At 62.7% G+C, this 14,872-nt stretch carries 14 protein-coding genes; 13 read left to right on the top strand and 1 reads right to left on the bottom strand.

All coding sequences use genetic code 11. The features are described from left to right. Positions 1 to 74: 74 nt before the first annotated feature. Positions 75 to 1,043 carry a DDE-type integrase/transposase/recombinase gene (locus AXW84_RS21915; RefSeq protein WP_068238455.1) on the top strand — a complete coding sequence of 323 codons (969 nt, stop codon included), beginning with the start codon at positions 75 to 77 and terminating at the stop codon, positions 1,041 to 1,043. 223 nt (positions 1,044 to 1,266) lie between these two features. Next, positions 1,267 to 2,631, top strand: coding sequence for a sigma-54-dependent transcriptional regulator (locus tag AXW84_RS21910; RefSeq protein ID WP_068239914.1), 1,365 nt, complete (start codon positions 1,267 to 1,269; stop codon positions 2,629 to 2,631). A gap of 25 nt (positions 2,632 to 2,656) precedes the next feature. Here the strand turns inward: AXW84_RS21910 and AXW84_RS21905 are convergent, their stop codons facing one another. Next, positions 2,657 to 2,968, bottom strand: a complete 312-nt coding sequence (locus AXW84_RS21905) for a hypothetical protein (protein ID WP_068238453.1) — start codon at positions 2,966 to 2,968, stop codon at positions 2,657 to 2,659. A 315-nt stretch (positions 2,969 to 3,283) separates the two neighbouring features. Between AXW84_RS21905 and AXW84_RS21900 the strand changes: the two genes are divergently transcribed. From AXW84_RS21900 to AXW84_RS21855, 11 genes are all read left to right on the top strand, one after another. After that, positions 3,284 to 3,634, top strand: coding sequence for a DUF7674 family protein (locus tag AXW84_RS21900; RefSeq protein ID WP_068238451.1), 351 nt, complete (start codon positions 3,284 to 3,286; stop codon positions 3,632 to 3,634). A gap of 336 nt (positions 3,635 to 3,970) precedes the next feature. After that, positions 3,971 to 4,051 (top strand): K(+)-transporting ATPase subunit F, encoded by an 81-nt coding sequence (kdpF, locus tag AXW84_RS26645; protein ID WP_068238449.1) that lies wholly within the window; start codon positions 3,971 to 3,973, stop codon positions 4,049 to 4,051. Between the two features lie 128 nt (positions 4,052 to 4,179). Then, positions 4,180 to 5,880 (top strand): potassium-transporting ATPase subunit KdpA, encoded by a 1,701-nt coding sequence (gene kdpA, locus AXW84_RS21890; protein WP_068238447.1) that lies wholly within the window; start codon positions 4,180 to 4,182, stop codon positions 5,878 to 5,880. Positions 5,881 to 6,016: 136 nt separating this feature from the next. After that, the gene (locus tag AXW84_RS21885; protein ID WP_068239912.1) at positions 6,017 to 6,346 is read left to right on the top strand and encodes a YnfA family protein; all 330 of its coding nucleotides are present in this window, start codon (positions 6,017 to 6,019) and stop codon (positions 6,344 to 6,346) included. Between the two features lie 41 nt (positions 6,347 to 6,387). Beyond that, on the top strand, positions 6,388 to 8,433 hold the full coding sequence (gene kdpB, locus AXW84_RS21880; protein ID WP_068238445.1) for a potassium-transporting ATPase subunit KdpB: 2,046 nt from the start codon (positions 6,388 to 6,390) through the stop codon (positions 8,431 to 8,433). Between the two features lie 15 nt (positions 8,434 to 8,448). After that, entirely contained in the window at positions 8,449 to 9,009 is a 561-nt protein-coding gene (gene kdpC, locus AXW84_RS21875; RefSeq protein ID WP_068238443.1) for a potassium-transporting ATPase subunit KdpC, read from the top strand. Positions 9,010 to 9,163: 154 nt separating this feature from the next. Continuing rightward, positions 9,164 to 10,519, top strand: a complete 1,356-nt coding sequence (locus tag AXW84_RS21870; protein ID WP_082774045.1) for an outer membrane beta-barrel protein — start codon at positions 9,164 to 9,166, stop codon at positions 10,517 to 10,519. A 111-nt stretch (positions 10,520 to 10,630) separates the two neighbouring features. Continuing rightward, positions 10,631 to 10,798 carry a hypothetical protein gene (locus AXW84_RS25280; RefSeq protein WP_157887182.1) on the top strand — a complete coding sequence of 56 codons (168 nt, stop codon included), beginning with the start codon at positions 10,631 to 10,633 and terminating at the stop codon, positions 10,796 to 10,798. Positions 10,799 to 10,915: 117 nt separating this feature from the next. Further along, positions 10,916 to 12,370 carry an outer membrane beta-barrel protein gene (locus tag AXW84_RS21865; RefSeq protein WP_068238437.1) on the top strand — a complete coding sequence of 485 codons (1,455 nt, stop codon included), beginning with the start codon at positions 10,916 to 10,918 and terminating at the stop codon, positions 12,368 to 12,370. 148 nt (positions 12,371 to 12,518) lie between these two features. After that, entirely contained in the window at positions 12,519 to 13,685 is a 1,167-nt protein-coding gene (locus AXW84_RS21860) for a porin (RefSeq protein ID WP_068238435.1), read from the top strand. 12 nt (positions 13,686 to 13,697) lie between these two features. Further along, a complete protein-coding gene (locus AXW84_RS21855) occupies positions 13,698 to 14,867 on the top strand; it encodes a histidine kinase (protein WP_068238433.1) in 1,170 nt (389 codons plus the stop codon). Positions 14,868 to 14,872: the final 5 nt, after the last annotated feature.

Raw genomic sequence — 14,872 nt, 5'->3', positions numbered from 1 at the left:
CGAGCCGGCTGGCTACATGTATAGTCCCAGCATGTAAGTGGAGGCATTTTCAGTACCGAACTTCGCCAGTACTTATGGGACAAGTACTTCACGGCAGCGCCCGTACAACGCCGGCAGTGCGACGCCGCATCCAGCAAAGTCCGGAAAGCGCGCAAAGCTTAGCGAAACGCCACGGGGTCAATGTGAAAACGGTGACCAAGTGGCGCAACCGCAGCACGACTACAGCCGCGCCGACGGGGCCAAAGCCGGTTTCCACCGTGCTTACCGCCGAGCGGGAAGCGGGCGCGGGCGCTTTTCGCCAGCAGACCCAACCGCCGCTCGATGACGGCCGCTACGCCCTGCAGGAAACCATCCCACCGCGCGCGCGCTCGGCCCTGCACCGCCTGTTTCAACGCCACGGCCTCGGCCGCCTGCCGGCTCCGGAGCCCGCGGAGAAGCAAAAGAAATTTAAGGATTACCCGATTGGCTACCTGCGCGTCGACTTCGCCGAAGTGCCTACCGAAGCGGGTACAGTGTACCGCTTCGCCGCCCTTGACCGCACCAGCAAGCCGGCCTTTGCCGCATGGCACCCCCGGGCCACGAAAATGCTGGCCGCTGACTTTTTGCGGCGGGTGCTGGCCGCCATTCCCTACCCAGTGCCTAAAGTGTTGACCGACAACGGTACCCAATCCGGCACCCTGCCCCGCCGGGCCTACGCCTGGCGGCACATTTTTGACCGTGTCTGCGACGAGCGCGGCATCGAGCACGGCATCGAGCACCGCTTCACCAAGCCCGCCCGTCCGTGGACGAATGGGCAGCGCTTCAACCGCACCTGGAAAGAGGCCACGGTGCGCCAGTACCAGTACCAGTACCAGTACCAGTGCCAAACCACGGCCCAACTCAATGAGCACCTGCAAGCCTTTTTACTGGCTTACAACTACGGTAAACGGCTTGAGCGGCTACGAGGCAAACCCCCACACGAATTGGTTTGCCAACAATGGCGCTTAACCCCTACTATCTTCATGCGTGACCCCACCCACCTCATGCTGGGACTATACACCTAGCCATATCAGCTGGCTAGTGAATTTATGTGTGAACAGGTAGTTAACACGTATGCCAGTTTTCGTGAATAGACCTGTCGCTTTTATTATTCTTGCCATTGTTTAAAAGCCCGTTGCTTTGGACAAACCAGACCTAGAAGGGCAACGGTTATTTACCCCATCTGCGTCTAACCGCTATCTTTCTGACCAGTTGCGTGGCACCTTTGCACCCTACCTAACCTTGCTGATGCACACCGGAACCATCCTGCTCATCGACGACGAACCCCTGTTGCGTCAGGCCGTGGCCCGCACCCTGGAACTGGAAGGCTACGTTGTACTTCAGGTGCCGGATGCCCACCGGGGATTGGATGCCCTGCGCGAGCACGCCGACGACATCGGCGTTATCCTATCCGATGTGAAGCTGCCCGACGGCCGTGGCCTCGACCTGCTGCCGCGTTATAAGGCGCTGGCCCCGCTGGCCGAAGTGGTGCTAATGACGGCCTTTGGCACCATTGCCGATGGGGTAAAAGCCATGAAGCTCGGGGCCTTCGATTATCTGACCAAGGGCGACGCCGACGAGCAGATGGTGGTAGTGGTGGACCGAGCGGCCGAACAGGCACGGCTCCGGCGCCGCGTGGCCGCGCTGGAGAAGAAAGTGGGCGAGCAGTACAGCTTCGACGCCTTAATTGGGAAAGCACCGGTGTTAGAGCAGGCCAAAAAGATGGCGCAGCAAGTGGCCCCCACCGAAGCGGCCGTGCTGCTGGAAGGGCCCACGGGGGCGGGCAAGGAGTTGTTTGCGCAAGCCATTCATTACGCCAGCCCGCGCCGCACCAAGCCATTCGTGGCCCTGAACTGCAGCGCTTTCCCCAAGGATTTGTTGGAATCGGAGCTGTTTGGGTACCGCAAAGGGGCCTTCACCGGCGCGGCGGTGGACAAAAAAGGGTTGTTTGAGGAAGCCAGCGGCGGCACCTTGTTCCTCGACGAAATCGGGGAACTCGAAGTGGGGGCGCAGGCCAAGCTGCTGCGGGCCCTGGAAACGCAGGAGTTCACCAAGCTCGGCGACACCAAGCCCACCCGGGTGAACGTGCGCATCGTGGCCGCCACCAACCGCAACCTCAAGCAGGAGGCCGACCAGGGCCATTTTCGGCCCGACTTGTACTACCGCCTCTCGGTGGTGGTAATACCCGTGCCGCCGCTCAGCGTGCGGCCTGGTGACGTGCGTGCCCTGATTGACCATTTCGCGCAGCACTTTGCGGCCAAGCTGCGCCAGCGCCCGCTCACGATTACCCCCGCCGCGCTGCGGGCCCTGGAAACGTACCCGTGGCCGGGTAATGTGCGGGAGTTGAAAAACGTGCTCGAACGCGCCGCCATCTTGGTGCCCACCGACGAGCCGCTGGACGTGGAGGACCTACCCATTGAGGTGCAGGTGGCCGCCCTGCCCCACGGTCCGGCCAATGCCGACTCGGACGACCCGCGCACGCTGCGCAACTTCGAGCGGCAGCACGTGCAGCGCATCCTGCTGGAATGCAACGGCAACAAGGCCGAAGCGGCCCGGGTCCTGGGCATTGCCCACACCACGCTTTACCGCAAAATTCAGGAGTTTGGGTTGTAAGGCCAGCCGCGTTTGATGGGGTTACTCAGCGCCCCACGGCATGCGGGGGCAAATCGCCGTTGAATTGACCGTTGGCCTCCCACAACTCAAAGGCCGCGATGGAAAGCCGCCCCGCCATGAAGCCCCACATGTCGTGGCCCCGCCATTCCAGGCAAAAGCGCAGAAAGTCGGGCTCGGCCTGACTGGCGGCAAACCCGCGCGCCGTCACTTCGGCCCGGCGGGCGACTGGGAGCGTCGCTAACCAGTCGTTGAAGTCGATGGCGTTGAGCGGCAAGGAACTGGCCTGTGCAAAGTATGCCTTGGCGGCGCGGGTAATCTCGGAAAGCAGGTCGGGCATCGAACAGGGTGTTGGGTCCTTCACGCAAAGGGGCTTCGTTCAGCCCCCAAACCCAAGGCCAATCCTGCCAATTGCGCTTAGGGGCTGTTCACAGCCCTTGCGCCGGGCGGCCACCGTAGCGTTTTGCACATCGCCCTAGCGAAACGCTACGGTGACGAGCAGAACGACCAACCGAGCACAGTGGCCTAACAAATGGTAATGAATTGACATTCAGTAGCCAGGAATGGTGGACCCCGAAGTAGGCATCCGTGGTACCAGCCTTGATGCAAAGGAGCTACGCCACTTGAGTGGCTTCACTCTTTTCATTCTTTTCCGATGACCCCACTTGAGACGGCCGATTTGCTCACGGTCGAATTCCCCGAGCTATGCGAGGCCCTGCACGCGCCGCAAACCTGCACCAGCCTGTATCGTCAGCTCGACTGCTTCGCCGACTTCACCCGCCGGGCCGTCGCCGGAGGCGAACTTGACCTGCTCCGCCATTGCTTCGCCGTGGCCGACAGTCTATTGCGGCGGGCCGACCGCTACCTCTCCGCGGCCATCGAAACCGCGTACCTGCACTGCCTGCACCTCGATGGCAGCACCTACGGCAACCAACTGGCCCGTCAGCTAATGCCCGTGGGCCTGTACCAGGCTTATGCCCGCTCGCATGGCAACATGCTGCCTTAAAGGTTGGAGACGAACTAGCGTTTCGCTAGCTCACCCCTAGCGAAACGCTACGGTTCGCGCCGGCTCCCGCATCGGTCAACTGGCAAGGTGCAAAATATTTTGGCCTGTCAGTCAGGGATTTGCAAGTATTTTAATGCTACGGGTGCAGAATGGGGCCACTGCTTGCTGCGGCTCAAATACCCGGCTTCGGGGTATTAACCGCTTTTCTCACATGATACCCATTCTGATGATTCCGCTGCTGACTGCCGTGGGCCTAGCCGGCTTCTGGCTCTTTTACCGCTCGGTCGATTTCTTCGACCGCATCTGATTTCTTCCCCCGCTTTTGCCCCCGCTACCATGATGCTTGCCCTGTTGCTGCTCGCCCTCGCCACGTTCGGCTACCTGTGCTACGTGCTGCTGAAACCGGAAAAATTCTGAAAACACAACGGTTATATCGAGCGCCGCCGAGACATCTCGCGTGTTAGACTACTTCAATCAATGCAACGATAGCGAGCGAGATGTCTCGGCGGCGCTCGACATGACGGCCTGCTGAAATTCCAATTTCCATGAACAAAGACCTACTCGGCATCCTGCTCATCTTCGCCAGCACGGTGCTGCTGGCCATTCCGCTGGGCCGCTACCTGGCTACCATTTACCGCGGCGATAAAAGCTGGACTGATTTCCTCGGGCCCCTGGAGCGGCTGCTGTTCCGCGCTGGCGGTATCGACGCCAACCGGGGCATGACCTGGCAGCAGCACCTGGTGGCGCTGCTTACCATCAACCTGGTGTGGTTCTTCTGGGCCATGCTCGTGCTCTGCACCCAAGGCAGCCTGCCGCTCAACCCCGACCACAACCCGTCGATGTCGCCCGACCAAGCGTTCAACACGGCTATTTCTTTCTTGGTGAACTGCAACCTGCAGCACTACTCCGGCGAGTCGGGCGCCACGTACTTCTCGCAGGTATTCTGCCTGATGTTCCTGCAGTTCGTGACGGCCGCCACCGGCATGGCCGCCTGCGTGGTCGTGTTCAATGCCCTGAAGGAAGGCAGCAACGACAAGCTCGGCAACTTCTACAACTACTTCGTCAAGAGCATCACCCGCGTGCTGCTGCCGCTTTCGTTGGCCGTGGCACTGGTGCTGGTATTCCAAGGCACGCCCATGAACTGGGCCGCCAAAGCCCCGATTGTGACGGTGCAGGGCGACTCGGTGAACGTGAGCCGGGGCCCCGCCGCGGCCCTGATTGGTATTAAGCAGATCGGCACCAACGGCGGCGGCTTCTTCGGCGTCAACTCGGCCCACCCGCTCGAAAACCCGACGTATTTCACCAACGCCGTGGAGAACGGGGCCATCGTGCTCATTCCCATTGCCATGGCGCTGGCCTTCGGCTTCTACCTGGGCCGGCCCCGGCTGGGCTGGATGGTATTTGGGGTGATGACGGCCGGCTACCTGCTGCTGCAAGTGCCCACCGTGGCCCTGGAAATGCACGGCAACCCGGCCATTACGCACCTGGGGGTTAATCAGTCTCTGGGCTCAATGGAAGGCAAGGAGGTGCGCTTTGGTGCGGCCGCTTCGGCGCTGTGGGCCATTCAGACCACCGTCACCAGCAACGGCTCCGTCAATGCCATGCACGACTCGCTCACGCCCCTCTCGGGCATGAACGCGCTGCTGGGCATGATGACCAACGCCTTCTACGGCGGGGTGGGGGTGGGCTTCCTCAACTTCTTTGTCTTCATCATCGTGGCCGTGTTCATCTCGGGGCTGATGGTGGGGCGCACCCCGGAATTTTTGGGCAAGAAAATCGAGGCCCGCGAAATGAAAATTGCCATCCTCATCGCCCTGCTGCACCCGCTGCTCATCCTGGCCGGCACCGCCCTGGCCGCGCACGGCTACGCTGGCCATCCCACCGAATACGCCTCCTGGCTAAATAACCCCGGCTACCACGGCTTCTCCGAAATGCTCTACGAGTACACCTCCTCGGCCGCCAACAACGGCTCGGGCTTCGAGGGCCTCGGCGACAACACGCCCTGGTGGAACATCAGCACGGGCATCGTGATGCTGCTGGCGCGCTACCTGCCCATCATCGGGCCGGTGGCCATCGCCGGGCTGTTGGCCCGCAAGAAGTTCATCCCCGAAAGCGCCGGCACCCTGCGCGTCGACACGGCCACCTTCGGCGTGATGGTCTTCTTCGTGATTTGGATCATCGCCGCGCTAGCTTTTTTCCCGGCCCTGGCCCTGGGGCCCCTGGCCGAGCACTTCACGCTGTATTAACGTCCGGGCAGTACTCCGCTAAAATGGAGCACTGCCTTCCTTAAGCCCTACGAGCGAGGCCCTGACGTGGCCTGTTCGTAGGCACTAGGCCAATTAAACTCTTTCGATTGGCCGCTGGCCCTTGTTTCTCTACTCCGTGGCCCTCACCAAATCCATGCTCTACTTCCTGCTGGCGGCCCTGCTCGAAATCGGGGGCGGCTACCTGGTGTGGCAGTGGCTGCGCGAGCACCGGCCGTGGTGGGTGGGTGCGCTGGGCTTCGTGGGGCTGGCCCTCTACGGCGTCATCCCGCCCTACCAGCCGGCCACCTTCGCCCGCACCTACGCCGCGTACGGCGGCGTGTTCATTGTGATTTCGCTGCTGTGGGGCCTGTGGGTCGACCAGCGCCCGCCCGACCGCTACGAGTGGGTTGGGGCGGCCATTTGCCTGGTTGGTTCCTGCGTCATTATGTACGCCCGCCGGGGATAGCGCCCGTTTTTTCGCTTTTGTCTTGCCGTTTTTCTTTTCTCATGGCTACCCAGTCCCAATCCCTTTTTCAACCCGCCCTCGTCCGCGAAGCCATTGGCCAGGCGTTCGTGAAGCTCGACCCGCGCACCATGTTCCGCAACCCGGTGATGTTCACCGTGGAAATCGGCACCGTGGTGATGCTCTTCGTCACGCTCGGCCTGCTCGTCAACCCCGACCCCAAACAGGGCAGCTTCGGCTACAACGCCACGGTGTTCGTGGTGCTGTTCCTGACCTTGCTCTTCGCCAACTTCGCCGAGGCCATTGCCGAGGCCCGCGGCAAGGCCCAGGCCGACTCGCTCCGCAAAACCCGCCAGGACACCCCCGCCAACGTGCGCCAACCCGACGGGCAGATGGTGGCCGTGAGTTCGGCCCAGCTCCAGAAAGGCCAGGTGTTCGTGGTCGAAGCCGGGGAAATCATCCCCACCGACGGCGAGATCATCGAGGGCCTGGCCACCATCGACGAGTCGGCCATCACCGGCGAGTCGGCCCCGGTCATCCGCGAGGCGGGCGGCGATAAGTCGTCGGTCACGGGCGGCACCAAGGTGCTCTCCGACCGCATCGTGGTGCAGGTCACGACGGCCCCCGGCGAGTCGTTCCTCGACAAGATGATTGCCCTGGTGGAGGGGGCCTCGCGGCAGAAAACGCCCAACGAAATTGCCCTCACCATCCTGCTGGCCGGCTTCACGCTCGTGTTCGTGATTGTGTGCGTGACGCTGGCGCCGTTTGCCGAATACGCCAAAACGCCCCTGGCCGTGTCGGCCTACATCGCCCTGTTTGTGTGCCTGATTCCAACCACCATCGGCGGGCTGCTCTCGGCCATCGGCATCGCCGGCATGGATAGGGCCCTGCGCGCCAACGTCATCACCAAAAGCGGCAAAGCCGTGGAAACGGCCGGCGACATCGACGTGCTGCTGCTTGATAAGACCGGCACCATTACCATTGGCAACCGCAAGGCAACCCATTTTTGGCCCGCTCCCGGCGTGGCCATGGGCCAGTTCGTGGAGTTTGCCACCTTAAGTTCGCTCACCGATGAAACTCCCGAAGGCAAAAGCATTGTGGAGCTGGCCCGCGACAACAAGGTGGACCCCGCGCAGCTACGCCGCCGCCTGGATGGGGCCGAGCTTATCAAGTTCACGGCCGAAACCCGCAGCTCGGGCGTGACGCTGGCCGATGGCACGCGCATCCGCAAGGGCGCTTCCGACGCCATCCGGGTGCTTTCGAACGCGGCCGGCAACGAGTTTCCGACCGAAACGGCCGACCGCGTGACGGCGGTGGCCAGCAACGGCGGCACCCCGCTGGTGCTCAGCGAGAACGACCGGGTGCTGGGCGTGGTGGAACTGCAGGACATCATCAAGCCCGGCATCCAGGAGCGGTTCGAGCGCCTGCGCAAAATGGGCATCAAGACCGTGATGGTGACCGGCGACAATCCGCTCACCGCCCGCTTCATCGCCCAGAAAGCGGGGGTGGACGACTTCATCGCCGAGGCCAAGCCCGAGGACAAGATGCAGTACATCCGCGCCGAGCAGCAGGCCGGCAAGCTGGTGGCCATGATGGGCGACGGCACCAACGACGCCCCCGCCCTGGCCCAGGCCGACGTGGGCGTGGCCATGAACAGCGGCACCCAGGCCGCCAAGGAAGCCGGCAACATGGTGGACCTCGACAACGACCCCACCAAGCTCATCGAAGTGGTGGAGATTGGCAAGCAGCTGCTGATGACGCGCGGCACGCTCACCACGTTTTCCATCGCCAACGACGTGGCCAAGTACTTCGCCATCGTGCCGGCCCTGTTCATGGTGGCCATCCCCGCCCTGGGGGCCCTGAACATCATGGGCTTGAAGTCGCCGCAGTCGGCCATCCTGAGCGCGGTTATTTTCAACGCCCTCATCATCCCGGCCCTGGTGCCGCTGGCCTTGAAAGGCGTGAGCTACACGCCCATCGGGGCGTCGGCCTTGCTGCGTCGCAACCTGCTGATTTATGGCCTGGGCGGGGTCATCGTGCCCTTTATCGGCATCAAAGTCATTGACCTGATTGTCGGGGCCTTCCTCTAAATCTTTTGCATTTCCATGAAAACCCAACTTATTTCCGCCCTCCGGCTCTCCCTGGCTATGCTGGTGCTGGTGTGCGTCCTCTACCCAGCCCTGGTGTGGGCCGTGGCCCAAGTGGCCCCCGGCCGCGGCGAAGGCGTCCAAATCAGCCGCGACGGCCGCGTGGTCGGCTTCGCCAACGTGGGCCAGAAGTTCGACAAGCCCGCATACTTCAACTCGCGCCCTTCGGCGGCCGACTACCACGCCGATGCCAGCTCGGGCTCGAACAAAGGCCCCAGCAACCCCGAATACCTGGCCGTGGTGAAGGCCCGGTTGGATACCTTTCTGCTCCAGAATCCCGGTGTGAAAGCCGCCGACGTGCCCGCCGAGCTGATTACCGCCAGCGGCTCGGGCCTCGACCCGCACCTCTCGCCCCAGGGGGCCCTGGTGCAGGTGGCGCGGGTGGCCGCCGCCCGCCGCCTGGCCCCGGCCCAGGTGCAGGCCCTGGTGCAGCAGCAGATTGAAACCAACCCCATCGGCCCCGACCGGGTGAACGTGCTAAAGCTGAACCTGGCGCTGGATGCGCTGGCTGGCAAGTAGCATTGGCCCGGCATTATCCGCATGGATGGAATGGATTCCTCAACCACGTCAATGGTGTTAGCTCACACTTTTTAGAACACACCAACGCCGGCCTGCACTCACCAACCTGAATTTCCACACCCTTCATCGCAACCCATTTAATGTAGAATTTGTCATGAATGCTCGTGTACTCATTTGCCTGATGGGCCTCGCGGCCCTGCCTTTCGGGGTACTGGCCCAGGCCGACACCACCACCGCCCGCCGCCCCGCGCCCGCCGGCCGGCCCACCGTGGACGGCAGCAACGGCCGCTGCCTGCCCTCGCCCCTCTCAGGCCCGTTTCCGGTGACGGAATGGGACGGGGCACCGGTGGTGGGCCTGCCCGCCGAAGCGCCCGACTACCCGCTGCAAAAGGCCCTGGGCCTGGCCGGCAAGCGCTTCAAGGTGTATGGCTGGGCCTCGGTGGGCGGCAATTTGAGTACTTCGCACGATTCGAACGCTCCCACGGCCTACAACATCGTGCCCAACACGGTCGTGCTTGACCAGATTATTCTGCGCCTGGAGCGCCAGCCCAATACCGTGCAAACCGACCATGTGGACTGGGGCTTTCTGGTCGATAATATTTACGGCATCGACTACCGCTACACCATCGCCAAGGGCATTTTCAGCGACCAGCTACTCCAGCGCAACAACCTCTACGGCTACGATCCCACCCAGGTGTATGCCATGCTCTACCTGCCCCATGTGGCGCAGGGCCTGCTGCTGAAGGTGGGACGCTTCATCTCGCCGGCCGACATTGAGGCCCAGTGGGCCCCCGACAACTACTTGTATTCGCACTCGCTGATGTTTGCCGTGGACCCTTACACCTTCAGCGGGGCGCAGGCCACTATCCGGCTGAGCCCATACTGGCAGATTGAGCTGGGCCTGCACGGCGGCAACGACGTGGCCGTGTGGAGCAACTCGGCCCATCTCAACGGGCTGGCCATGTTCCGCTGGGTGTCGCGCAACAACGCCAACTCGGTGTACGCTGGCATCAACTCCATTGGCAGCGGTGAGTATAGCGCCGGGCACGACAACCTGCAAATGGCGGTGGCCACCTGGGGCCACCGCTTCAGCCCCAAAGTGCATACCATGACGGAGGGGTACTACATCTGGCAGTACGACGCTGCCGTGGGCGGCACGGCCATCGACGGCCCGCCCCGGCGCTTCTACCCCGGCGTGGGCGAAGGCAGCCTGCAGCCCGGCCGTTCCAACGCCGTGGGCTTCGTGAACTACTTCCAGGTGCAGCTCAGCCCTAAAGACTACGTGTCGCTGCGCAACGACCTGCTACTCGACCCGCAGGGCAACCGCACCTCCTACGCCACCACCTATACCAGCCACACCCTCGGGCTAATTCACAATTTCAACTCCCTGGTGCGCATCCGGCCCGAGGTGCGCTACGAACGCGCCTACGCCGCCGACGCAACGCCGTATGACAACGGCAGCCGCCGCGACCAGTTTATGGGCGCGATGGACTTGATTATCCGGTTTTAATACTTCACCAACCCCTTCTTACTCCGCCTTTTTCCGGGCCACATACGCGCCTGATTTTCTACCCTTTTGCTTTTACCCTCAATCCCTGGAATTCCCACTCCAACCCATTTCATGAAAAATATTTCAGCTACGCTTTTATTCCTGGCGGCCAGCGGCTCGGCCCTGGCCCAGACCACCGAAACGGCCACTGCCCAAAACCCCGCTACCAACCAATCGTCGGCACCGGCCAAAACCACCGCCGATTCGGCCGCCGCTAACCGCCCCTTACTGAGCTACTGAAAACAACTGTTTATCCCTATTCGCACTCTTTTTTAACCCCTAACTTTTTCATCTCTGGTGCGCCGATGCCTGCTATGGCCGGCCGCGCCTCCCACCCACCAATTTTTAGTTACCACCATGAAAAAAATCCTACCAGCCGCTACGCTGCTGCTGGGCAGCCTCGCGGGCCACGCCCAAACCACCATTCAACTCTCGCCGGACGACCGTCAGCAAATCATTAGCCAGCTCCGCCGTGAGCTGCGCGACAGCCTGACCGCTTCCGCTAAGGGTGGCAACACCATTATTTCCAACGACCTGACGGTGGCCAAAACCGATACCGGCAAGTACACGGAGCCCTTTGCCTGGGGCGACTTCTCGTGGGTGCAGGGTGCCAACCGCCAGAAAAAGGCGCTGCTCGACAGCAAGTACTTCACCGGCGGCACCACCATCGACTGCAACTACAACTACTCGTTTGCGCGGCCGATTGACCACACCAACTCGGGCTCGACGGCCACGTTCCGCTCAAACGAGTTCAACATCTCCTACATCGAGACGGGCGGCGAGTTTCACGACCCCAAGACCGGGGCGCGGGCCAAGCTGTTCCTGCAATTCGGCACCCGCGCCACGGGTATTCCGCGCAACGACAACACGCCCTTGCGGGGCCAGTTCGACCTCTATACCGCGCTGCGCTTCGTGACCGAGGGCTACGCCGGTTTCCACATCAACAAGATGCACGGCATCAACGTCGACTTTGGTATTTTCAAGTCGTACGTGGGCCTGCTCTCCTACAACAACTTCGAGAACTGGAACTACCAGCCTTCCTACACGTCCGACAACACGCCGTGGTTCTTCACCGGCTCGCGGGTGCAGCTCTTCCCCACCGATAAGCTGAAAGTGGAATTGTGGCTCGTGAACGGCTGGCAGACCTACGGCATGTTCAACGAGTCGCCGGGCGTGGGCTTCCAGCTCCAGTGGCGCCCCAAGGAGTCGGTGTCCATCCTGGCCTCGTCGTACTACGGCCACGACACGGCCCTGGATTCGAAGCGCTACCGCTTCCACACCGACAACTCGGCCGTGATTCGCTACTTCAACGCCCCCGGCCGCCACGGCATCAGCAAGGCGGCCTTTTCGCTCACCGGCGACCTGGGCTTTGAGGGCGGCGACGGCCTCGTAACGGGCTTCAACGGCACTGCCGCCAAGCCGGCCCAGAACTTCTTGAGCGCCATGTTCTACAACCGCTTCTGGTTTGGCAAGTCGCAGCACTTCGCCACCACGTTTGGTGGCGGCGTTATCTCGAACCCGGGCCGCTACCTGGCCCTGCTGCCCACCGGCACCGGCATTCTCACCCAAAATCCCGGCGACGAGTTCAAAGGCTGGGACGCCTCGGCCAACGTGCAGTACATGCCCAACGACTACCTGACCTTCGGCTTGGAGTACGTGACGCGTCACACCTCGGTGCCCTACTTCTCGGGCCACGGCGGCGTGACCTCGCCCAACGGCTGGAACGCGCCCATCGGCGACCCCACGGGCTACGTGGCCGACCTGGTGAAGGACGAAAACCGCATCATTTTCTCCACTATCTTCCGATTCTAAAACATGACCACATGGAATTATGGTCGAGAGCAAGGAATCGTGAACCGCCTGCGTGGCCGTTGATGGCTTCACACCCGAACTGAATTTCAATGAACGGCCGGCCCAAAGTGGGCCGGCCGTTTTATGGTTTCTTATTGACCTTTCCGCCATGAAAACCATTATGCTGACCGCTGAGCTTCTTGGACTTATTGGGCTCCAGAACTTCGCCCACGCCCAAGCGGCCCCGACCACCACGACCACTACTGGCCCGCCCGCTGCGCCCACCGCTACCACGGCCGCGCCCACCGCCGCAGCGGCTGGCGATACCGCTTTGGCCGACCCCAAGCCCGTGTTTTTTGGTTACGTGGGAGTATACTACGGCTACGATTTCAACAACCCCGCCAGCCTAGCGCGGCCAGGCTTCATCTATTCCGAAAACCTGCACAACCAGATTGCCATCAACATTGCCCTGCTGGGCGCCCGCTACACCAGCGAGCGGCTGCGCGGCACCTTTGCTATTCAAACCGGCACCTACCCCGACGCCAACTACGCCGCCGAACCACAGATTTTCAAGAACATCTACGAAGCCTGGGGCGGAGTGAAGCTGGCCAAACACCTGTGGCTGGATGCCGGTATCTTCCTCTCGCACATCGGGCTGGAAGGGCCGATTTCGCGCGATGACCTCACGCTGACGCGCTCCATCATGGCCGACAACTCGCCTTACTACGAGGCCGGGGCCAAGCTCACCTATGACCAGGGCAAGAAGTGGCTGTTTTCAGCCTTGGTGCTGAACGGCTGGCAGGTGATTCGGGACCGCAACCAGAACGAGGCCGTGGGCTCCCAAATCCAGTTCCGGCCCTCGTCGAAATGGCTGCTCAACTCCAGCACCTTCGTGGGCGAGGGCTACAACCAGCCCGATTCGGTGGGCCGGCAGCTGCGCTACTTCCACGATTTTTACGTGACGTATGACCCCTCGCCCAAGTGGAAAATGGCCGCGGCTTTCGACGCCGGCATCCAGGCCCGCGCGCACAATACGGGCGGGCACGATGCTTGGCAGGGCGGCTCGCTCATCGTGCGCCGCCGCCTGTGGGCGCGCGCCGGCGTGGTGGGCCGCGTTGAGTACTTCCACGACCCGGCCGGCGTACTGGCCCCCACCCGCGCGGGCGGCCTCAATACCGCGGGCTACTCCCTGGGCTTCGACTACTTCCCCGTGCCCCGCGTGATTCTGCGCGCCGAAGGCAAGCAGTTTGTGGACCGCAACGAAGTGTTTGCCCTGAATAAGGTACCCCGCCGCACCAACGCTGCCGTAACCGTGCTGCTTGGCCTAACCTTCTAGCCAACCTGCCCCGTGACCGAGCTTGAGCAAGACCAACGCGACTCTTCCGCCGAGCGGTTCCTGCGCCTCGTGCAGGGCAAGCGGCGCGGCACGCTCAAGATTTACCTGGGCCTGGCCGCCGGCGTGGGCAAAACCTTCCGCATGCTGCAAGAGGCGCACGAGCTGCACCAGCACGGCGTGCACGTGCTGCTGGGCTACGTGGAAACCCACGGCCGCGCCGGCACCGAGGCCGAGCTGCGCGGCGTGCCGCTGCTGCCCCGCAAGCACGTGTTCTACAAGGGCCGGGCCCTGGCCGAGATGGACCTCGACGCCATCGAGAAGCAGCGCCCGCAGGTGGTGATTGTGGACGAGCTGGCCCACTCCAACGTGCCCGGCTCGCGCCACGAAAAGCGCTGGCAAGACGTGGAGGAGTTGGTGCAGAAAGGCATTTCGGTGATAACGGCCGTGAACGTGCAGCACCTGGAAAGCCTGCACGACCAGGTGCTGAAAATCACCGGCACCGACGTGACCGAGCGCGTCCCCGACCGGCTCCTCAAGCTGGCCGACGAGGTGGTGAACGTGGACCTGACCGTGGGCGAGCTGCGCGCCCGCCTGGAGGAAGGCAAGATTTACGACGCGGCCAAGGTGCCCACGGCGCTGGCCAACTTCTTCCAGGCCGAAAACCTGCTGCAGCTGCGGCGCCTGGCCGTGCGCGAAGTGGCCCAGCTGCTGGGCCACCAGGTGGAGACCAGCGGCGGCGGGGCCCCCTCCGTGCTGCCCAGCCGCCGCAACGACGACCGCCTGCTGGCCTGCATCAACTCCAACGACGCGGCGGCCAAGGAAATCATCCGCAAGACCTCGCGCCTGGCCGACCGCTTCGGGGCCGCCGCCTGGTACGTGCTGTACGTGCAAACCGGCCGCGAGAGCGCCGACCGCATCGGGCTGGCCGCGCAGCGCCACCTCCTCAACAACCTCCAACTGGCCACCGAGCTGGGGGCCCAAATCCTGCGCGTGAAGGACGACGACATCGTGGGGGCCATCCGGCGGGTAGCGGCCGAGAAAAACGCTACCCTGCTCGTCTGCGGCGTCACGGGCGAAAAAGGGTTGTGGGAGCAATTCTCCCGACGCGGGGTGACCAATGACCTCCTCCGGGCCGTGGCGCAGGACCGCACCGACCTCGACATCTACTTAGTAACCTATTGAGCGCT

Origin of the sequence: Hymenobacter sp. PAMC 26628 (assembly GCF_001562275.1) — a bacterium.
In the GTDB taxonomy this organism is placed as follows: Bacteria; Bacteroidota; Bacteroidia; order Cytophagales; family Hymenobacteraceae; genus Hymenobacter.
The sequence above is the reverse complement of the archived record's forward strand: the minus strand, read 5'-3'. Positions and strand labels throughout refer to the sequence as shown.

Coding starts and splice junctions, on each gene's coding strand:
- AXW84_RS21915 (WP_068238455.1), top strand. CDS start 75: ATGGGACAAGTACTTCACGGCAGCGCCCGTACAACGCCGGCAGTGCGA.
- AXW84_RS21910 (WP_068239914.1), top strand. CDS start 1,267: ATGCACACCGGAACCATCCTGCTCATCGACGACGAACCCCTGTTGCGT.
- AXW84_RS21905 (WP_068238453.1), bottom strand. CDS start 2,968: ATGCCCGACCTGCTTTCCGAGATTACCCGCGCCGCCAAGGCATACTTT.
- AXW84_RS21900 (WP_068238451.1), top strand. CDS start 3,284: ATGACCCCACTTGAGACGGCCGATTTGCTCACGGTCGAATTCCCCGAG.
- kdpF (WP_068238449.1), top strand. CDS start 3,971: ATGATGCTTGCCCTGTTGCTGCTCGCCCTCGCCACGTTCGGCTACCTG.
- kdpA (WP_068238447.1), top strand. CDS start 4,180: ATGAACAAAGACCTACTCGGCATCCTGCTCATCTTCGCCAGCACGGTG.
- kdpB (WP_068238445.1), top strand. CDS start 6,388: ATGGCTACCCAGTCCCAATCCCTTTTTCAACCCGCCCTCGTCCGCGAA.
- kdpC (WP_068238443.1), top strand. CDS start 8,449: ATGAAAACCCAACTTATTTCCGCCCTCCGGCTCTCCCTGGCTATGCTG.
- AXW84_RS21870 (WP_082774045.1), top strand. CDS start 9,164: ATGAATGCTCGTGTACTCATTTGCCTGATGGGCCTCGCGGCCCTGCCT.
- AXW84_RS25280 (WP_157887182.1), top strand. CDS start 10,631: ATGAAAAATATTTCAGCTACGCTTTTATTCCTGGCGGCCAGCGGCTCG.
- AXW84_RS21865 (WP_068238437.1), top strand. CDS start 10,916: ATGAAAAAAATCCTACCAGCCGCTACGCTGCTGCTGGGCAGCCTCGCG.
- AXW84_RS21860 (WP_068238435.1), top strand. CDS start 12,519: ATGAAAACCATTATGCTGACCGCTGAGCTTCTTGGACTTATTGGGCTC.